The 19,055-nt window shown below is 64.0% G+C and carries 14 protein-coding genes and 1 riboswitch; of the genes, 3 read left to right on the top strand and 11 right to left on the bottom strand.

From position 1 onward, the window contains the following. Positions 1-7: 7 nt before the first annotated feature. The 7 genes from PDMSB3_RS19275 to PDMSB3_RS19305 form a co-directional block, all read right to left on the bottom strand. Positions 8-1,018 carry an ABC transporter permease subunit gene (locus PDMSB3_RS19275; protein WP_007179910.1) on the bottom strand — a complete coding sequence of 337 codons (1,011 nt, stop codon included), beginning with the start codon at positions 1,016-1,018 and terminating at the stop codon, positions 8-10. 139 nt (positions 1,019-1,157) lie between these two features. Beyond that, a complete protein-coding gene (locus PDMSB3_RS19280) occupies positions 1,158-2,786 on the bottom strand; it encodes an ABC transporter substrate-binding protein (protein WP_165187189.1) in 1,629 nt (542 codons plus the stop codon). Between the two features lie 195 nt (positions 2,787-2,981). After that, the gene (locus PDMSB3_RS19285) at positions 2,982-4,625 is read right to left on the bottom strand and encodes an ABC transporter substrate-binding protein (protein WP_007179912.1); all 1,644 of its coding nucleotides are present in this window, start codon (positions 4,623-4,625) and stop codon (positions 2,982-2,984) included. A gap of 328 nt (positions 4,626-4,953) precedes the next feature. Next, on the bottom strand, positions 4,954-5,784 hold the full coding sequence (gene metF / locus PDMSB3_RS19290) for a methylenetetrahydrofolate reductase [NAD(P)H] (RefSeq protein WP_007179913.1): 831 nt from the start codon (positions 5,782-5,784) through the stop codon (positions 4,954-4,956). An 11-nt stretch (positions 5,785-5,795) separates the two neighbouring features. Next, positions 5,796-6,149: a phage holin family protein gene (locus PDMSB3_RS19295; protein ID WP_007179914.1), complete on the bottom strand. Its 354-nt coding sequence runs from the start codon at positions 6,147-6,149 to the stop codon at positions 5,796-5,798. A 143-nt stretch (positions 6,150-6,292) separates the two neighbouring features. Continuing rightward, complete coding sequence (ahcY, locus tag PDMSB3_RS19300; RefSeq protein ID WP_007179915.1) at positions 6,293-7,714, bottom strand: adenosylhomocysteinase; 1,422 nt, start codon at positions 7,712-7,714, stop codon at positions 6,293-6,295. Between the two features lie 33 nt (positions 7,715-7,747). After that, a riboswitch (S-adenosyl-L-homocysteine riboswitch) is annotated at positions 7,748-7,884 on the bottom strand. Positions 7,885-7,999: 115 nt separating this feature from the next. Then, complete coding sequence (locus PDMSB3_RS19305; RefSeq protein WP_007179916.1) at positions 8,000-8,806, bottom strand: glycosyltransferase family 2 protein; 807 nt, start codon at positions 8,804-8,806, stop codon at positions 8,000-8,002. Positions 8,807-9,059: 253 nt separating this feature from the next. Between PDMSB3_RS19305 and PDMSB3_RS19310 the strand changes: the two genes are divergently transcribed. After that, entirely contained in the window at positions 9,060-10,022 is a 963-nt protein-coding gene (locus PDMSB3_RS19310; protein WP_007179917.1) for a LysR family transcriptional regulator, read from the top strand. Positions 10,023-10,079: 57 nt separating this feature from the next. On the opposite strand, the gene PDMSB3_RS19315 is transcribed toward PDMSB3_RS19310, so the two are convergent. Together PDMSB3_RS19315 and PDMSB3_RS19320 are read right to left on the bottom strand one after the other, a co-directional pair. Next, positions 10,080-11,834: an OmpA family protein gene (locus PDMSB3_RS19315; RefSeq protein WP_007179918.1), complete on the bottom strand. Its 1,755-nt coding sequence runs from the start codon at positions 11,832-11,834 to the stop codon at positions 10,080-10,082. 171 nt (positions 11,835-12,005) lie between these two features. Beyond that, positions 12,006-13,664 carry a GMC family oxidoreductase gene (locus PDMSB3_RS19320; protein ID WP_035517822.1) on the bottom strand — a complete coding sequence of 553 codons (1,659 nt, stop codon included), beginning with the start codon at positions 13,662-13,664 and terminating at the stop codon, positions 12,006-12,008. 291 nt (positions 13,665-13,955) lie between these two features. On the opposite strand from PDMSB3_RS19320, the gene PDMSB3_RS19325 reads away from it, so the two are divergent. Continuing rightward, positions 13,956-15,641: an isovaleryl-CoA dehydrogenase gene (locus PDMSB3_RS19325; RefSeq protein ID WP_007179920.1), complete on the top strand. Its 1,686-nt coding sequence runs from the start codon at positions 13,956-13,958 to the stop codon at positions 15,639-15,641. Between the two features lie 95 nt (positions 15,642-15,736). Beyond that, entirely contained in the window at positions 15,737-17,155 is a 1,419-nt protein-coding gene (locus PDMSB3_RS19330; RefSeq protein WP_007179921.1) for a coniferyl aldehyde dehydrogenase, read from the top strand. Positions 17,156-17,171: 16 nt separating this feature from the next. On the opposite strand, the gene PDMSB3_RS19335 is transcribed toward PDMSB3_RS19330, so the two are convergent. Both PDMSB3_RS19335 and fliK read right to left on the bottom strand, forming a co-directional pair. Then, the gene (locus PDMSB3_RS19335; protein WP_007179922.1) at positions 17,172-17,531 is read right to left on the bottom strand and encodes an EscU/YscU/HrcU family type III secretion system export apparatus switch protein; all 360 of its coding nucleotides are present in this window, start codon (positions 17,529-17,531) and stop codon (positions 17,172-17,174) included. Then, positions 17,531-18,985, bottom strand: coding sequence for a flagellar hook-length control protein FliK (fliK, locus tag PDMSB3_RS19340; RefSeq protein ID WP_007179923.1), 1,455 nt, complete (start codon positions 18,983-18,985; stop codon positions 17,531-17,533). Before fliK ends, PDMSB3_RS19335 begins: the two co-directional genes overlap by 1 nt. Between the last annotated feature and the right edge of the window lie 70 nt (positions 18,986-19,055).

Raw genomic sequence — 19,055 nt, forward strand, 5'->3', positions numbered from 1 at the left:
GTCGTGATTACCTCGTATGGCGGATGCGTGGGTTGAGCACGCCGTACAACAGATCGACGACGAGGTTCACGACGATCACCAGCGTGGCGATCATCAGGATACCGCCCTGCACCACCGGATAGTCGCGCCGGCCGATCGCGTCGATCAGCCACTTGCCGATACCCGGCCACGAAAACAGCGTCTCGGTGAGCACCGCGCCCGCGAGCAGCGTGCCGACCTGCAGACCGATCACGGTTACCACCGGAATCAGCGCATTGCGCAACGCATGCACGACGATCACGCGTCCCGGCGACAAGCCCTTCGCGCGCGCGGTGCGGATGTAGTCCTCGCGCAGCACTTCGAGCATCGACGAACGCGTCATGCGCGCGACGACCGCCAGCGGAATCGTGCCGAGCACGATGGCCGGCAGGATCAGATGGCTCAGCGCGGATCTGAACGCGCCTTCGTCGGTGGACATCATCGCGTCGATCAGCATGAAGCCGGTCACGTGCGGAATGTCGTATTCGACCGCGATGCGGCCGGACACGGGCGTCCAGCCAAGCTTCACCGAGAACACCATGATGAGGATCAAGCCCCACCAGAAGATCGGCATCGAGTAGCCGGTGAGCGCCGTGCCCATCACGCCGTGGTCGACCACGGTGCCGCGCCTCAAGGCCGCGAACACGCCCGCCGGCAAGCCGACGATCAATGCGAACAGCATCGCGCAGATCGACAGTTCGACGGTGGCGGGAAAGCGTGCGAGGAATTCGCCCATCACGCTGGTGTTGGTGATGATCGAGGTGCCGAGGTCGCCGTGCAGCGCGCGCCCGATGTAGTGGACGTACTGCATAGGCAAGGATTCGTCGAGGCCGAGCCGGTGCATTGCCGCGGCGTGCATGGCGGGATCGACGCCGCGCTCGCCCATCATCACTTCGATGGGATCGCCCGGTATCAGGTGAATCAGCGCGAACGCGAGGATCGTGATGCCGATGAAGGTCGGAATCACCATGCCGATGCGGCGCAAAACAAAGCGGAACATGGTTTTGTCCCTATGGTCTTGATGAACAAAAAACGCAACCGGCGACGAGGGCTTGTGACCCCGGTCGCCGGACCATTTCGACCAGTTTTCTAACCGTGCGAAAAGCGTACTGCGCGAATTTTACGACTTGCCTGATGTGTTACTTGACGCTGACGCCGTCGAAGCGCGCATAGCCGAGCGGTTCGATACGCATGTCCACCACCTTCTTGCTGACAGGCTGGTACACCGTGGAGTGAGCGATCGGCGAGAACGGCAGTTGCTGCGCGAAGATCTGCTGCGCCTGCATGTAAGCCGTGGTGCGCGCGCCCTGATCGGACGTGACGCGGCCCTTCTGGATCAGGTCGTCAAACGGCTTGTAGCACCACTTCGAGAAGTTGTTGCCGTTCACCGCTTCGCAGCCGAGCAGCGTGCCGAGCCAGTTGTCCGGATCGCCGTTGTCGCCCGTCCAGCCGATCAGCATCGTGTCGTCCTCACCTGCGTGAGCGCGCTTGATGTACTCGCCCCATTCATACGTGACGATCTTCGCCTTCACGCCGATCTTGGCCCAGTCGGCCTGGATCATTTCGGCCATCAGGCGGGCGTTCGGGTTGTACGCGCGCTGCACCGGCATCGCCCACAGCGTGATGTCGAAGCCGTTCGGATAGCCCGCTTTCGCCAGCAAGGCCTTGGCCTTGTCCGCATCGTAGGACGCGCCCTTCAGGTTCTTGTCGTACGACCACTGGGTGGGCGGCATCGGGTTCGTGGCCGCCTGGCCCGCGCCCTGGTACACCGACTCGATGATCGCCTTCTTGTTGATCGCCATGTCGAGCGCCTGACGCACTTCGACCTTGTCGACCGGCTTGTGCGACACGTTGTACGCGAGGTATCCGAGGTTGAAGCCCGGTTGCGACGGCATCGCGATGTTCGCTTCAGCCTTCAGCGGCGCGATGTCGGCCGGACGCGGATAGCTCATCACCTGGCATTCGTCGCGCTTGATCTTCTGCACGCGCACGCCGGCGTCCGGCGTGATCGAGAAGATTAGCTTCGAGATTTTCACCGTGTTCGGCTTCCAGTAATCCGGATTGCCGTCGAAGCGGATCGTCGCGTCTTTCGTGTAGCTGCGGAAAATGAACGGGCCCGTGCCGACCGGGAACTGGTTGATGTCGGCGGCTTTGCCGGCCTTCAGCAACTGGTCTCCGTATTCGCCCGAGAGGATCGACGCATATTCCATCGCCAGATTCTGGATGAACGGCGCGTTGACTTCCTTCAGCGTGAACTTGACCGTGTACGGATCGACCTTTTCGACGCTGGTGATCAGCTTGTCGAGGCCCATGTCCGTGAAGTACGGGAACTGGACCGGGTAAGCCTTATGGAAGGCCGAGTTCGGGTCCAGCATGCGCTGGAACGTGAACACGACGTCATCCGCGTTGAATTCGCGCGTCGGCTTGAAGAACGACGTGGTCTGGAACTTCACGCCATGACGCAGATGGAACGTGTAGGTCTTGCCGTCCGCCGAGACTTCCCACTTTTCGGCGAGGCCGGGTTCGACCTTGGTGCCGCCGCGTTCGAATTCGACGAGACGGTTGTAGACGGTGAACGTATTAGCCGTGAAATCGGTGCCCGTGGTGTACTGGGCAGGATCGAAACCCGCGGGACTGCCTTCTGAGCAGTAGACCAGGGTTTTATTCGGAATCTCGGCGCGCGCGACACTTGCGCCCACCATCGATGCCGCTGCAGCTGCGACGAGCGTCGTAACACGCGCGGCGCGCAACAGATTGTTTTGCTTCATGTTTCCTCCAGGTTCGTGGCCGGCTCCCGCCGGCGTAGCGCGATATTACTTGAGCTTGGCTCACAGCAACAAGCGGAGGAAATTCCCTCTGTTGACGATCGGAAACCGTTCGGGCATAACGGCAGCCGCACGCCGGCGTTGCCGGGAACGTGCGGCCGTAGAGGGTGGATCCAGCAAAAAAACGGCCCGCCGGCGTTATTTCAGGCCGACATTCATGAATTGCGTCGGGCCGAACGGGTCGATCTTGAAACCCGTCACGTTCTTGCTGATCGGCTGATAGACCGTGGAGTGGGCGATCGGCGTAAATGGAACCTGGTCTTTGAATATTTCCTGAGCTTCCGTGTAAGCCTTGGTACGCTCAGCGAGGTCGGTGGTGCCGCGGCCCTTTCTGATCAAGTCGTCGTAAGGTTTGTAGCACCATTTGGAAAAGTTACTGCCATTGACCGCGTCGCAACCCAGCAATACGCCGAGCCAGTTATCCGGATCGCCATAATCGCCGGTCCAGCCGATCAGCATTGCTTCATGTTCGCCGGCATGGCCGCGGCGAATGTATTCGCCCCACTCGTAAGTGGCGATCTTCACCTTGACGCCGATCTTCGCCCAATCGGATTGCAGCATTTCCGCCATCAGCCGCGCGTTCGGGTTATACGGCCGTTGAACCGGCATGGCCCACAGCGTCAGGTCGAAGCCGTCCGGATAACCGGCCTGTTTCAACAGCGCTTTGGCTTTTTCCGTGTCGTAGGGCGCGTCCTTCAGATTCTTGTCGTAGCCCCACTGGGTCGGCGGCATGGGGTTCGTGGCGGCTTGGCCCGCGCCCTGATATACCGAGTCGATAATCGCTTTCTTATTGATCGACATATCGAGCGCACGGCGCACCCGCACATTGTCGAGCGGTTTCTTGGTGGTGTTGTAGGCGATATAGCCGAGGTTGAAACCCACCTGGTTCGGCATGGCAAGCGAAGCATCGGCTTTGACGGCCGGAATATCCGCGGGACGCGGATACGCCATCACCTGGCATTCACCGCGTTTGAGTTTTTGCAGACGCACGGCCGGATCGACGGTAATCGCGAATATCAGCTTGCTGACTTTGACGACACCCGGCTTCCAGTAATCGGGATTACCGTCGAAGCGAATCGTGTCGTCTTTCGTATAGCTGCGGAAAATGAAGGGGCCGGTGCCGACCGGATATTGATTGATATCCGACGCTTTACCCGCTTTCAACAGTTGATCGCCATATTCAGCCGAGAGGATCGATGCGAACGGCATCGCAATCTGTTGTAAAAACGGCGCATCGACTTCCTTCAGCGTGAAACGCACCGTGTACGGATCAAGCTTTTCGATCTTCGCAATGTTCTTGGCGAGCCCGAGATCGGTGAAATACGGGAACGGCACGGCGTATGCCTTGCGGAACGGCTGATCCGGATCCAGCATCCGCTGATAGGTGAAGACGACGTCGTCCGCGTTGAATTCGCGCGTCGGCTTGAAAAACGAGGTGGTCTGGAATTTCACACCGTGGCGTAAATGAAACGTGTAAGTCAACCCGTCAAGCGATACATCCCACTTTTCGGCCAGGCTCGGCTCGATATCCGTGCTGCCGTGCGCGAACTCGATCAGACGGTTGTAAACCGTGTACGAGCCCGCGCTGAATTCGACGCTGGTGGTGTACTGCGCGCTGTCGAAGCCCGCCGGACTGCCTTCGGAGCAGAACACGAGGGTCTTGTCGGGCAGCGTGGCCGCATCGGCGGCGGCGGGCACAAGGCCCGCAGTCAGCACGGCACAGGCGCTCAGCGCTGGAAGGCAGGTTTGGCGAACTGCAAACAGCAACTTGGATACCGTCATTACGTTCTCCGCACAGCAGCCACGTCAGCTGCGCTTCGATCATAGACAGCACAAAAATCGGGTTCAATGCGGGCTAACGCGCTGCAAGGTTGGAACGCACTCATGGGTTTGTTGCATGGCAGCAACTGTCCAAACCGGCGTGCGAGCGTCAGCTTCGTCACTACGGCTGCGGTCGCTTGGCAGAGCGCCGATTTCGTCATCACGGTTGCGGTCGCGTGGCAGCGCCTGGCATTCGCGTAAACGCCGGCTCGCCATTCGCCGCGCACAAAAAAAAACCGCGCGGCTGAAAACAGCCGCGCGGTTTCGTCTCAGCGACGCGATCCGACTATTACGTGTTCAAACGCTCGCAGATCGCCTTGGTCGCCGCTGCGCCGTTCAGCGTGTAGAAGTGCAGGCCCGGCACCTTCGCATCGATCAGACGCCCGCACAGGTCCGTCACCACGTCCAGCCCAAACGCGCGAATCGACTCGCGGTCGTCGCCGAAGCTTTCCAGCCGGCGCGCGATCCAGCGCGGTACTTCAGCGCCGCACATCTCCGAGAAACGCATCAGTTGCGAGAAGTTCGTGATCGGCATGATGCCCGGCACGATCGGCACGTCCACGCCGAGCTTTCTCGCGTCGTCGACGAAACGGAAGTAGGCGTCCGCGTTGAAGAAATATTGCGTGATCGCCGAATTGGCGCCGGCCTTCACCTTGCGGGCGAAGTTTTCCAGATCCTGACGCGGCGAGCGCGACTGCGGGTGGTATTCCGGGTAGCCGGCCACCTCGATCCAGAACCAGTCGCCGAATTCGGCGCGGATAAAGCTCACCAGTTCCGACGCGTAGCGCAGCTCGCCGACTTCGCCCATGCCGGACGGCAGATCGCCGCGCAGCGCGACGATATGGCGGATGCCATGCGCGCGGTACTCGTTGAGAATAGCGCGCAGGCTCTCTTTCGACGAGCCGATACACGACACGTGCGGCGCCGCTTCGAGCCCTTCCTTCGCCATATCGACGACGGTATCGAGCGTGCCCTGCTGCGTCGAGCCGCCGGCGCCGAACGTGACGGACACGAACTTGGGCTTGAGCGTGGCGAGCTGGGCGCGCGTGGCGCGCAGCTTGTCGACGCCTTCCTGCGTTTTCGGCGGGAAGAATTCGAATGAAAGTTCGATCGGGTTCATGATTCAGTGGGTCAACCGAGACTGCGGTTGCCGAAAATAAGCGCGGACAACAGCCACGAAACGATGCTGTACAGAATCGAGCCGAAGAACGCCGACCAGAATCCCGACACTTCGAAGCCCTTCAGCAGCGACGCGGCCAGCCAGAAGCACAGCGCATTGACCACCAGAATGAAGAGTCCGAGCGTGAAAATGGTCACGGGCAGCGTCAGCAGGATCAGCACCGGCCGCAGGATCGTGTTGATCAACCCGAGCACCACCGCGACGATCAATGCGGTGCCGAAACTGCGGATATGAATCGACGGAACGAGGTAGGTGATGATCAGGAGCGCAAGCGCGTTGATCAGCCAGGTCAGCAGCACGGTCATGTAGAGCTCCTTGTGGGCAGGATGTCCGATAGCGGGAAAAGCGCGTACAGAACGGGCGTGAGGCGGTCATGGCAAACAAAGCGGCGCATGATGCGCCGCCCTGTCGTCAAACTGTCATGCTGCCAAGACCTCCCGCGGCGCGCTTAATAGCGGTAGTGGTTCGGCTTGAACGGGCCGTTCTTGTCGACGCCGATGTAGCCGGCCTGCTCGTCCGACAGCACGGTCAGGTTCGCGCCGATGCGCGCCAGATGCAGGCGTGCGACCTTCTCGTCCAGATGCTTCGGCAGCACGTACACTTTGTTCTCGTACTTGTTGCCTTGCGTGAACAGTTCGATCTGCGCGAGCGTCTGGTTCGTGAACGAGTTCGACATCACGAACGACGGGTGGCCCGTCGCGCAACCCAGATTCACGAGGCGGCCTTCAGCCAGCAGGATCACGCGCTTGCCGTCCGGGAAAATGATGTGGTCGACTTGCGGCTTGATGTTGTCCCACTGGTACTGACGGGTCGAGGCAACGTCGATTTCCGAGTCGAAGTGACCGATGTTGCAGACAATCGCGTTGTGGCGCATCGCCTTCATGTGGTCGTGGCCGATCACGTGGTAGTTGCCGGTTGCCGTCACGAAGATGTCGGCCTTGTCCGCCGCGTATTCCATCGTCACGACGCGGTAGCCTTCCATCGCCGCCTGCAGTGCGCAGATCGGATCGATTTCGGTGACCCACACGGTCGCGCCCAGACCGCGCAGCGATTGCGCACAGCCCTTGCCCACGTCGCCGTAACCGGCGACCACGGCGATCTTGCCCGCGATCATCACGTCGGTTGCACGCTTGATGCCGTCGACCAGCGACTCACGGCAGCCATACAGATTGTCGAACTTCGACTTGGTAACCGAGTCGTTCACGTTGATCGCCGGGAACGGCAGACGGCCTTCTTTTTCCATCTGATACAGACGGTGCACGCCGGTCGTGGTTTCTTCGGTCACGCCCTTGATGTGCGCGAGGCGTGTGGAGTACCACGTCGGGTCGGCGTCCAGATGACGTTCGATCGACTTGTACAGCGCGACTTCTTCTTCGTTGGTCGGCTTCGCGATCACCGAACGGTCTTTCTCGGCCTTCGAGCCGAGGATCAGCAGCAACGTGGCGTCGCCGCCGTCGTCGAGGATCATGTTGGCGAATTCGCCATTCGGCCATTCGAAAATGCGGTGCGAGAACTCCCAGTATTCGTCGAGCGATTCACCCTTGAATGCGAACACCGGCGTGCCGGCCTTGGCGATCGCCGCGGCGGCGTGATCCTGGGTCGAGAAGATGTTGCACGAGGCCCAGCGCACATCGGCGCCGAGTGCCGTCAGCGTCTCGATCAGCACGCCGGTCTGGATCGTCATGTGCAGCGAACCCGCGATGCGCGCGCCCTTCAGCGGCTGCTGCACCTTGTACTCTTCACGCGTTTGCATGAGGCCGGGCATTTCCGTCTCGGCGATGTTCAGTTCCTTGCGGCCCCAGTCGGCAAGCGACATGTCGGCAACAATGAAATCCTGGGAATTTTTGGAATCGATAACTGCGGCGTTCATCACGCCCTCCTTTCTAAGAAATTGACTAGAAATTTGACGTGAGCGCGGTTCGATGCGGTGGATGGGAAAGCGCTATGCGCATCCGAGCCCTCCGATTGAAGCCTTCGAGCCTGGCGGGCGGCCGGCGAATATGCTGATTCGCGGTACCCGTCGCAACGCTCCTCGAAGACGAAGGGCGATTGTAGCAAATCGAGATGGCTTCGGGGCGCGGTTCGGCTTCGTATTTGCCGGCCTGCGTGGGAGGAGAACCGGCGCGGCGCGCTCCGATGCGGCCACCGCCCTGGCTTACGGAAGACTACCCGGCGCGACCGGGGCGTTTTGTGCGGGAGTCTGAACCATCACTTTTGCCCCCCGCAATTGCGCAATACCGGCACGCGCTACATCGAGAAACTGCCGGGAGAAACGAAATGCGTCGGCTGTATCGTCGGGGTCGGCCGCTTGCAGGCCGAGCGCGATGCGAAAGTAGCGCTCCGCGTGAATGCCTGCGTGGTAATGCATGCGCACGCGCTTTGCATCCTCCAGACGCGGATTACCAAAGAGATCGCGCAGCGCCCAGGAAAACGCGCCGTCTTCACCGCCTATGCGGCGAAACGCGTCGTCCATCGGAAAGCCACCGAGCGCGAGATAAGCCGTACGGCGAATCAGCAGGCTGCTCGGCACGGTGTTGCTAAGCGTTGCCGCATGCGCGGCGAAGTCGGGATGCGTGGTGAGCTCGCAGGGAAAATCCGTGTACTCCACGTCGAGCCGCACGGACACTTCGTTGGGATTTTGCGCGAGGAACGCGCTCGCGGCGGCGAGAGCGCCGGGCAGGTATTCGTCGTCGGCGTCGAGAAAGGCAAGCAGATCGTGCGACGCATGCATCGCAGCCCAGTTGCGCGCTCGCGCCGCGCCGCCGTTGTATGGCATTCGCAGCAGACACACGCGCGGATCGAGGCTGCCGCACTGCGCCGCGATATCCGCGGAGGCATCCGTCGAGCCATCGTCCACCACGATGATCTGTGCGGCCTCAGGCTGGATCCGGCAGCTTTGCAAAGCACGGACGAGCGTCGCCGCGCCGTTGTAGCAGGGGATGATGATCGAAATGGGCGTCATGAATGAGCAGGTGCGCGTGGCGGGGTCAACGGTGAAGAACCGTCGATGTTATTCCGCTTGCCGCCGAGCTCATCTTGAAATGGATGGGGCGCCTTCGGTCAGGCGGCAAGTCCGGCACCGGAGCAAGCAATTGCCGTCAACTCGCGTGCGGCGAAAGTCCGCAGCGACCGCACCGCAGCTTGTGCCGCGATATAAATAAGATGACTTACAATCATCCAGATCATTCCAATTTGGAATTCTGGAGTCTGAGATCGTGGAACTACGTGCGCTGCGGTATTTCGTCGAAGTGGTGCGTCAGCAGAGTTTCACCGTCGCCGCCGAGCAGATGTTCGTCACGCAGCCGACCATCAGCAAAATGGTCAAGTCGCTGGAGGACGAAATCGGCTCTCCGCTGTTGTTGCGCGACGGTCGGCAGATGGTGCTGACCGATGCCGGCCGGATCGTCTACCAGCGCGGTCAGGACGTGCTGGCGGCGCACGCGCAATTGCAGGCGGAACTGAACGACCTCGACACGCTCGGCCGCGGTCAACTCACCATCGGCATTCCGCCGATGGGCGGCTCGCTCTTCACGCCGGCGATCGCCGCGTTCCGCCAGCGTTACCCGAAAATCGAACTCAAGCTGTTCGAGCAGGGCTCGCGCGCCATCGAAGCGGCGCTGATCAACGGCGAACTGGAGTTGGGTGGCGTGCTGCAACCCGTCGACCCGGAAAATATCGACGTACTGCCCGTGACGCGCCAACTCCTTTGGCTCGTCGCGCGCACCGGCTCGAGCTGGGACGATCTGCACGAGGTACCGCTTGCCCAGCTCGCCAATGAGCCGTTCGTATTTTACGGCGAAAGTCTCGCGCTCAATGACGTGGTGCTGAACGCGTGCCGTACCGCTGGTTTCGCGCCGACCATTGTGGGACGCAGCGGGCATTGGGATTTCATGGCGGCGCTGGTGCTGGCCGGTGTCGGTATCGCCTTGCTGCCGGCGCCGTACTGCCGGCGGCTCGATCCCGCGAAGTTCACCTGCCGGCCGGTCGCGGAGCCGGAAATTCCGTGGGAAATGGCGATCGGCTGGCGCCGCAATGGCTATCTGTCGCATGCTGCGCGCGCATGGCTCGACGTGGCCCGCGAAGCATTACCCGGCCAGGCTGGCGACGACTTCATGCTGGCGCCGGGCATTGGCGTGGCCGGTATTACCACGCCGTTCCCGGCCCCGCCCGCCAAATGACGACATGCCCCCGGCAAACGCCGCGGGCATGTCTTGCATGGCTTATCGAAGCTGCAATTACTGCTGCGCGACAAACTCGATGCGGCGATTGGCAAAGCGACCGCTCGCCGTGTCGTTGCTCGCAACCGGACGCGCCCCGCCGTAGCCTTGCGCGATCAGCGAATCAGCCGGCACGCCGGTCTTGACGAGGTAGGCGCGCACCGCTTCGGCACGCTGCTTCGACAGTTGCAGATTGGCTTGCTCGCCGCCCACGTTGTCCGAATAGCCGGCCACTTCGAGCCGGGCCGTCTTGCCGTTGCCCGCGCAGGCGTTCAGCACGTGCGCCGACTGGTTCAGGTCTTCCACCGCCGAAGCCGGCACACGTGCGCTCGCGCTCGCGAAGTTGATCACCTGCAGGTTCAGCACCTTGACCACGTCCGCCACCGCGCATGAACTGTCCGCCGCGAGCAGGCCCTTGATCGCGCTGCGGAAGTTCTCGGTGGCGTCGGCGACGGCATGCGCGACGTCGAACGAACCGATCTGATACGACGCGCCGAACAGCGACTTCAGCTTGTCGAGCCAGCCGAGTTTCTTGTCCGCTGCAGTGCCGCTGAGCTCGATGTGCGTGCCGTCCACTTTCACTTCCGCGCCGGGCAGCGACATCAGCGGCAGCAGGCCGTCGAGATGCAGCAGCCAGTCGGCCGGCTTGGTGGCCGGATCGACCGTGATGTTCGGAACGAAGTTGTATTGCCCGAGGCGCCTGGTCAGCTCGTCGATCAATTGCGTCTTTTCGGCTTCACTGCCGACCGTGGCGGTGACCGTCGGCTTGCCGGCGGCGTCCACCGTAAAGCTGAGCTGGCTGTCTTTGGTCGGCGCGGGCGCGGCAGCTGCCGGCTGTACGGTGCTCGCCGCACTCGCGGAGGCCGCGGCGCTGGCTGCGGGCGCGGACGCCGCCACCTCGCTGGCGGCTACCACGGCGCTCGAAGCAACGACCGGCGCAGAGGCGGGCTGCGCAGCGACGGCTCCCGCGGAACTGCCTTGCCCGGCAACGCGATGGGCGTTTTGCTCGCTCTGACAGCTACGCAGAAACAGAAAAGCCAGTAGCGCCGCCAGAGCCGCGAGCAGCCACCACAGCCACTTGTGCGAACGGCGCTCGTCGCGCATCACGGCATCCGCCGGCACGTGGATCTTCGACAAGGCCTCGGCCACCGGCGTGGACGCGGGTGTCGGATGGTCGATATGCGCCGAAACGGCCTTCAGCTGCGACAGAATGTTGCCGGAAAACGCGCCGAGCCCGCTCAGCCCGAGCGCGGTCATCAGGCGGTCGTTCAGATAAGGAGCAATGACCGGCAGTTGATGGCCGAGCAGCGTCGGCAATTGCCCGGCGTTGCCCTGCCCTTCGAGAAAATGCCGCTTGAGCAGGCCCAGCAAGGTTGCACCGGCAATGCCGGTCATGGCATGGGTGGCGTGAGCCGGCACACCGGTCTGCACGGCGACTTCATCGCTCAACCCATCGACGCCGCGGTCCAGCGCGCGCTCGAACAGGTGCCGCCCGGCAATCTCAAGCCGGCTGACGCCACCCGTGCTGCCGAGCAGTTGCGGCAACTGCTCGGCGATATGGCTGCTGACCTCCGGCGAGAGGATCGTGCCGAATAGCGAACGCGCGCCGTCGAGCGTCGCGCCCTTTTGCATCAGGCTGGCGACGAGCGCCGGAGCCACGGTCGCCAACACCTTTCGAATCGCGTCCGGCGGGAGTCCGAAGCGCTCCGCCAGTTGGCGCACGACACCGTCCGTCAGTGCGGACTGAATCAATTGAATCGTATTGATGCTCATCGCTTCGCTTCCTTGAGTTCCCGAACGTGCCACCTGACCCGCTCTTTTTCGCGGCGCGATTATAGGTTTCGGGGAATCTCATAAACGAAGCGGCACAATTTATGACGAATTGGCAGACGTTTGGCCAAGTTGTCTCATATTTGCCGGTGAAATCTGAAATACTGGCGAAACTCAAGCGGCATTCGTCGCCGTTCGGATTCCGTCCATTGGCGCCACTTTCAACTCCGCCGACGCGCCGCGACGGGTCGCCGCGATCAGCTCGGCCGCCCGCTCGCCGATCATCACCGTCGGCGAATTGGTGTTGCCGCCGATCAGCGTCGGCATCACCGAAGCATCGACGATCCGCAGCCCCGTGACGCCCCGCACCCGCAGTTGCGGATCGACCACCGACCGCGCGTCGCCGCCCATCCGGCACGTGGCCACCGGGTGGTAGATCGTGTCGGCATGCTCGGCGATGGTCCGGCGCAATTCGGCTTCCGACTGGCCGGGATGCGTGTACAACTCGCTGCCGCCGTGCAGCGCGAGCGAAGGTGCATCGAGGATGCGCCGCGCCATCTGCGCGCCTTCCACCAGCAGGTCGAGATCGCGCGAGTCGCTGAAAAAGCGCGGATCGATCACGGGCGCGGTGCGCGCATCGGCGCTCGCCAGCGTCACGGTGCCACGGCTATGCGGCCGCAATACGCACACATGCAGCGAATAACCGTGGCCCCAATGCATATGGCGGTTGTGGTCGTCGACAATCGCCGCGCAGAAATGCAACTGCAGATCCGGTCGGTCGAGCGTCGGGCTGCTTTTCAGAAAACCGCCCGCTTCGGCGACATTGCTCGACAGCATGCCGCGCCCGTGGCGCATGAAAGTGACGAACTGCGGCAGCATCCGCGCAATGCCGCGAATCGAAAAGCCGGTCGGCTCGATCGACGAAACCCGTTTGTTGATCGTGAAATCGACGTGGTCGATCAGGTTCTGCCCGACCTCCGGCGCGTCGTGCAGCACCGGGACGCCGAGCGACTGCAAGTGCGCCGCCGGCCCGATGCCCGAGCACATCAGCAGTTGCGGCGAATTGAACGCGCCCGCGGCGAGCGCCACCTCGGCGCGCGCTTCGAGCGTTTCCCGGCGGCCGCCGCGCACGATCTCCACACCGCTCGCGCGCTTGCCTTCAAAGGCCACGCGCAGCACCGTCGCGTCGGCGATCGCGTGCAGATTGGGACGCTCGCGGTCATAGATATAGGCGCGCGCCACGCTGCAACGGCGTCCGTCGCGCTGCGTCACCTGATAGAAGCCGATCCCTTCCTGCTCCGCACCGTTGAAGTCGCTGTTCGGCTTGTAGCCGGCTTCCATCGCCGCCTGCACGAAACGCCGCGAAAACGGATTCTGATAGCGCAGATCGGAAACGGTGAGCGGGCCGCTATCGCCATGCCAGGCATCGGCGCCGCGTTCGTTGCCTTCGGCACGACGAAAGTGCGGCAGCACCTCCGCCCACGACCAGCCGTCGCAACCCAGTTCAGCCCATTCGTCGTAATCGAGCGGATGGCCGCGCGTGTAGATCATCGCGTTGATCGCGCTCGACCCGCCAAAGCCCCGCCCGCGCGGCTGATACCCTTGCCGTCCGCCGAGTCCCGGCTGCGGCGTGGTCAGATACCCGTAGTTGGTTTTGAGCTTGTGCGGCACCACGGCCGCTACGCCGACCGGCATGTTGACGAACAGATTGCGGTCCGTGTGCGGGCCGGCTTCGATCAGGGCGATCGTCGCGTCCGGGCAGCTGTCCGCGAGACGGCTCGCCAGCGAACAACCACCCGAGCCTGCACCGACGATGATGTAGTCGTATTGCATCCGCTCCTCCTTGTGGGCCGCGTTATTCGCGAACCCTGTCTCCGTATGTTTTCCGGCATTGTAGGGAGCGTTCGGATACCGCGGCGGGTTCATGCCAGAGCGATTCCTCTAAACGGAAGTGCCGCCGCGACCCTATGATGAAAGACGCGCATACGCCCGCCGGGCGGCCGCGCGCGGCATTCAAACACGGCGCCGCCAGCGGCGTCCTCTCAGCGCGCGGCGCGACATGCGGCGCTTAAACAGCGCACCGTCGATCGACGCCGGCGAGCATGCGTTGAACGGAGACAGCAGATGGAACGGCACAGCTTCGGCCAGACTCACGAGGTGACCAATCAGGTTCCGCCGCTCGCGGACTACAACCTCTTTTCCAGCGATGCCGCATTGACCGCCGCGCTCGAACGCGATGGCGCAGCGTGGCATCGCGATGCGTTGCTGCGGCACGGCGCGGCGCTCACCACGCCCGAGACACTGGCGCTCGCCGAGCTGGCCAACCGCCATACGCCGGAATTGTTCACGCACAGCCCGCGTGGCGAGCGTATCGACGCGCTGGAGTTTCATGCTTCGTGGCACACGCTGCTCTCGCTGCTGCGCCGCGAAGGACTGCACGCCCTGCCGTTTTCCGACCCGCAACGCGGCGCGATGGTGGCACGTTGCGCCGGTTACTTCCTGCATGCGCAAATCGAATCCGGTTCGCTCTGCCCGCTGACGATGACCTTCGCGAGCATCCCCGTATTGCAACGCGAGCCCGCGCTATTCGCCAGGCTGCGCGACAAACTCTACGCGCGCGAACACGATCCGCGCGACATACCGCTCACGCACAAGAACTCCGCGATGATCGGCATGGGCATGACCGAGAAGCAAGGCGGTTCGGACGTGCGCAGCAATCAGACCCGCGCCTATGCCACCGCCGGCCGCGGCCGCGGCGCCGCCTACCGGCTGGTCGGCCACAAGTGGTTCTTTTCCGCGCCGCAGTGCGACGCCCATCTCGTGCTAGGCCGCACCGACGATCACGAGGGCCTCTCGTGCTTCTTCGTGCCGCGCTTCGCGCCGGACGGCAGCAAGAACGCCGTGCAGATCCAGCGCCTGAAAGACAAGCTCGGCAATCGCTCGAATGCAAGCAGCGAAGTCGAATTTCTCGACGCGTTCGGCATCATGATCGGCGACGAAGGACGCGGCGTGCCGACCATCATCGAAATGGCGAATTACACGCGGCTCGATTGCGTGATCGGCAGCGCGGCCTTGATGCGCGCCGCGCTCGTGCAGGCCATTCACCATGCGCGTCATCGCAGCGCGTTCGGCCGCCATCTCGCCGATCAGCCGCTGATGCGCAACGTGCTCGCCGATCTCGCCCTGGAATCGGAAGCGGCGACGGTGCTGTTCATGCGTCTCGCGCGCGCTTTCGAAGAATCCGCCGACGCCGCCTCCACCTCGCTCGCCGAGCGCGCGTGGCGGCGCATCGTCACACCTGCGGCGAAGTACTGGGTCTGCAAGCGTGCGCTGGAATTCACCGGCGAGGCGATGGAAGTCTGGGGCGGCAACGGTTACGTCGAAACCGGTCCGATGGCGCGCTTCTATCGCGAAGCGCCCGTGAACTCGATCTGGGAAGGTTCCGGCAACGTGATGTGCCTCGACGTGCTGCGCGCTATGGAGCGCGAGCCGGACGCGGCGCAGGCCCTGTTCGCCGGGTGGCAGATGGAAGCCCAGGCGCACCCGGCATTGAGCGCCGCGCTCGGCAAGCTGGCCGCCGCGCTCAACGGACCGGCTGAGCATCGCGAAGCCTCGGCACGACGGATCGCGCAACAGGTCGTGCTGATCGCGCAGGCCACGCTGCTGCTCGAGCATGCGCCGGGCGAAGTCGCCGAGGCGTTCATCGCAACTCGCCTTGCCGACGGCTGCGGCGAGAGCGGCCGGGTGTACGGCACGCTGCCCGCCGCGTTCGATCACGCGGCGATCGTCGAAAGAGCTTTTCCTGCCTGACATTCAGCACGCTTTAGCCGCACCGCCAGGCAGCGTTAGTACATCCAGCAAAAGCGCGATATCACGCGCAACGATATCCATCAGGAAGTGGACACATGAAGAACGATCTGCCGGAAGTTGCCGCGCTCGAAGCGCTGCTGCGCGATCAGCGCAACGCTTATCTGCGCGCGCCGTATCCGTCATGGGAGACCCGCGCCGCGCACCTGAAAGCGCTGCGCAAAGTCATGCTCGACAATCGCGACGCGCTCGCCGACGCGATGAACATCGACTTCGGCAATCGCGCGAAACAGGAAGTGCTGCTCGCGGAATTCCTGCTGGTGAAGGAGGAGATCGACGCCGCGCTTCGACACGGCAAGCGCTGGATGAAATCGCAGCGCCGCAGCACCAACAAATGGCTGCTGCCGGCGCGCGCCAAAGTCGTGCCGCAGCCGCTCGGCGTGGTCGGCATCATCGTGCCGTGGAACTATCCGGTGCTGCTCGCCGTCGGGCCGCTGATCAGCGCGTTGAGCGCGGGCAATCGCGCGATCATCAAGATGTCCGAACTGACGCCGCTCACCTCGGCGCTGTTCGAGCAGTTGATCGGCCAGACCTTCGCGCGCGATCACGTCGCGGTGGTGAACGGCGACGCCGCGCTCGCCGCCGCGTTCAGCGCGCAGCCCTTCGACCATCTGCTGTTCACCGGCTCGACCAAGGTCGGCCACGAAGTGATGCGCGCCGCCGCCGAGCATCTGACGCCGGTCACGCTCGAACTGGGCGGCAAGTCGCCGGCCATCGTCGGCGTGCATGCGCGCTTCGACAACGCGGTGGACAACCTCGTCGCCGGCAAAACGCTCAATGCGGGGCAGACCTGCGTCGCGCCGGACTACGTGCTGGTGCCGCGCGGCAAGGAGCAGGCGTTCGTCGAGCGGGCGCGCGCGCGGATGGCGAGGATGTACCCGAACTTCGCCAACAACCCGGATTACACGACGATCATCTCGGAGCGTCACTTCGCGCGCCTCGAACGTCTCGCCGACGAAGCCCAGGCCGCCGGCGCGCAACTGCACCCGCTCACCGACAGTTCGCCCGATGCGGCGAGCCGCCGCTTTCCGCTGATCGCCGTCACGAATGCGCCGGACGCGTGCGCGCTGATGCAGGAGGAAATCTTCGGCCCGCTGCTGCCGATCGTCCCTTACGACACGCTCGACGACGCAATCGCGTGGATCAACGCCCGCCCCCGCCCGCTCGCGCTGTATCTGTATGCCGACGACGCAGCCACCATCGAGCGCGTGACGCACGAAACCATCGCGGGCGGCATGGCGGTCAACGAAACGCTGATGCATCTGGCGTGTGAAAGCCTGCCGTTCGGCGGAGTCGGGGCGAGCGGAATGGGCGCGTATCACGGCTACGAAGGCTTCGTGACGTTCTCGAAAATGAAGCCAGTGCTAACGCAGGCGCGTCTGAACGCGCGCGGGTGGATTTCGCCGCCGTACGGCAAACGGGTGAATGCGCTGCTGAAGTTGATGATGCGGTTCTGACGCCCGGTTCTGACACTCAACGCGCCGCGGTGCCGCCTTCCACCTCGGTCGCCACTACGTCGATGACATCCTGCGCGGCGGCATTCGCGCCCTGCGGCGGCTCGTTCTCCGCACCGCTTTCCAGCCGATGCAGCCACGCGAGCAACTCCGCGACCGCCTGATAAAGCTGCGGCGGAATCCGCGCGTCGAGATCCACCTGCATCAGCAGGGAGACCATTTCGGGCGCCTCGTGCACATACAGTCCGGCTTCCTTGGCCCGCTGCACGATCATTTCGGCCAGCATCCCGTAGCCTTTGGCGATCACGCGCGGCGCGGGATCGCCGCTTTGGGCGTCGTAGACGAGCGCAGCCGCGCTGCGGCGATTCTTGCGGCTCATCACATGTCCCAATCGAAATCGTCCGGCGGTGCGGCTTCGGCGCGCGGCGCGTGCGCCGTACGGCGCACGGTCGCGGTCCTGTCAGCGGCCGTCGCACCCGGACTCGCCGCCGAAGCCGACTTCGCATACGCCGATGTCGCCGCCTGAGCGGCCGCCGCCGCGCCCGCTGCGTTAGCGCCGGTGGCCGGCGCGCCGCCGCCGATCTCGCGGATCGTCAAGCCATTCAACTCGATGCCCGCCGCCGCGAGCCGCTGACGGAAGCTCTCGCCCTGCATGGCAAGGCGCGCGGCACCGCCCGGACTGGCCTGCACCCGCGCGACGAGTCGTGTGCCGGTGAGCGTCAATTCCGCGTCGACGGTGCCGAGCGTCGGCAGCGACAGCGTCAGGCGCGTGCGCCACGGCTGGTCGTCCTCGCTCGCCGTGCCGCCGCCGCTGCGGTCCCATTCGTCGCCGTCCTGTTCGATGGTCCAGTCGAGCCTGGCGCCCGGCCAGGCTTCGCCGGTCCAGCGAAACTGTCCGGTCGCGAGCAGATCGAGTTGCTGGCGCACCAGGGGCACAGTCGCGGGATGAACCGCGGCCGCCATCGACTGCGAATTCTGCGACGAGCCGCCGTCGGCCGGTTGCGCCGCCGCGCTGTGCAGGCCTGCGTGTGTGGGCTGGGCGTTCAGGTCGGACAGGGAACTGGCCAGCACCTCGCCGGCCATGAAACGGGCGGCCTGCGCGGTCTGGATCGACGGCATGGAGCGGCCGGCGGCGTCCGGCGCGCCGTTCGCTGGGCCATTGGGTGAGCCATTCGGCGCGGCGCCCGTGCCCTGCCGGCCCGGACCGCTAGCGGAGGAAGACGCCTCGCCGGCGTCGTTCGCCCAGTCGAGCGGCAATTGCGCGGCGGCGGCCACCAGCTTGTTCTGCGCCTCGGCGGCGAGCGACGCGGGCGAACGCTGGCCCGCCAGCCATTGCGCGAGATGGGCTTCGTAGAAGAGACCACTGTCGCCGACGGTCTGTTCGAGCGCGGCGGCGAGCGCCGCGACCGGCACCTGGGTCGCGGCCACATTGGCGGTGGCCGTGCTTGCGCCGGTTGCGGCGGCATTCGGATTGGCGGTTGAAGCGGCTGAAGCGGTCGAACCGGCGGAAGCCGTCGCGCCGAACAGCGGCAACGCGCCGACTTCGACATCGAGCGCCGGCGCGGCCGGCCAGATCGGCGTCTGCCCGAGCACCGCCGGCGTCGCCTCGCCGCCCGAGCGCAGAATCGCGTTGAGCGTCAGCGCGACGGCGGACAGCGCAGTTTGCGCGGAGGGCTGCGGCGCGGGCGTCTCGATGAGCGCCGGCATGGTCGGCGCGGTTTCGACGCCCGCCGTGCCGGCTTGCGACGCTGCCGCACTGCCGGGCGCGATATTGAGCAGACTGTCGATCCGGCTCGCGAGCACCGAAGCGACGGCCGTGTCGATTCCGTTCATGCCGATTCCTTGGTCACATTGGCGGCGGCGCGCTCAAATCAAGTCAGTGAGCCGGATGGATAGAGGCGCA

Origin of the sequence: Paraburkholderia dioscoreae (genome assembly GCF_902459535.1) — a bacterium.
GTDB lineage: Bacteria > Pseudomonadota > Gammaproteobacteria > Burkholderiales > Burkholderiaceae > Paraburkholderia > Paraburkholderia dioscoreae.

Excerpts from the sequence above, each read along its gene's own strand:
- PDMSB3_RS19335 (WP_007179922.1), bottom strand. The coding sequence starts at position 17,531 with ATGAGCCGCAAGAATCGCCGCAGCGCGGCTGCGCTCGTCTACGACGCC.
- metF (WP_007179913.1), bottom strand. The coding sequence starts at position 5,784 with ATGAACCCGATCGAACTTTCATTCGAATTCTTCCCGCCGAAAACGCAG.
- PDMSB3_RS19280 (WP_165187189.1), bottom strand. The coding sequence starts at position 2,786 with ATGAAGCAAAACAATCTGTTGCGCGCCGCGCGTGTTACGACGCTCGTC.
- PDMSB3_RS19320 (WP_035517822.1), bottom strand. The coding sequence starts at position 13,664 with ATGCAATACGACTACATCATCGTCGGTGCAGGCTCGGGTGGTTGTTCG.
- PDMSB3_RS19330 (WP_007179921.1), top strand. The coding sequence starts at position 15,737 with ATGAAGAACGATCTGCCGGAAGTTGCCGCGCTCGAAGCGCTGCTGCGC.
- ahcY (WP_007179915.1), bottom strand. The coding sequence starts at position 7,714 with ATGAACGCCGCAGTTATCGATTCCAAAAATTCCCAGGATTTCATTGTT.
- PDMSB3_RS19285 (WP_007179912.1), bottom strand. The coding sequence starts at position 4,625 with ATGACGGTATCCAAGTTGCTGTTTGCAGTTCGCCAAACCTGCCTTCCA.
- fliK (WP_007179923.1), bottom strand. The coding sequence starts at position 18,985 with ATGAACGGAATCGACACGGCCGTCGCTTCGGTGCTCGCGAGCCGGATC.
- PDMSB3_RS19275 (WP_007179910.1), bottom strand. The coding sequence starts at position 1,018 with ATGTTCCGCTTTGTTTTGCGCCGCATCGGCATGGTGATTCCGACCTTC.
- PDMSB3_RS19315 (WP_007179918.1), bottom strand. The coding sequence starts at position 11,834 with ATGAGCATCAATACGATTCAATTGATTCAGTCCGCACTGACGGACGGT.
- PDMSB3_RS19325 (WP_007179920.1), top strand. The coding sequence starts at position 13,956 with ATGGAACGGCACAGCTTCGGCCAGACTCACGAGGTGACCAATCAGGTT.
- PDMSB3_RS19305 (WP_007179916.1), bottom strand. The coding sequence starts at position 8,806 with ATGACGCCCATTTCGATCATCATCCCCTGCTACAACGGCGCGGCGACG.
- PDMSB3_RS19295 (WP_007179914.1), bottom strand. The coding sequence starts at position 6,149 with ATGACCGTGCTGCTGACCTGGCTGATCAACGCGCTTGCGCTCCTGATC.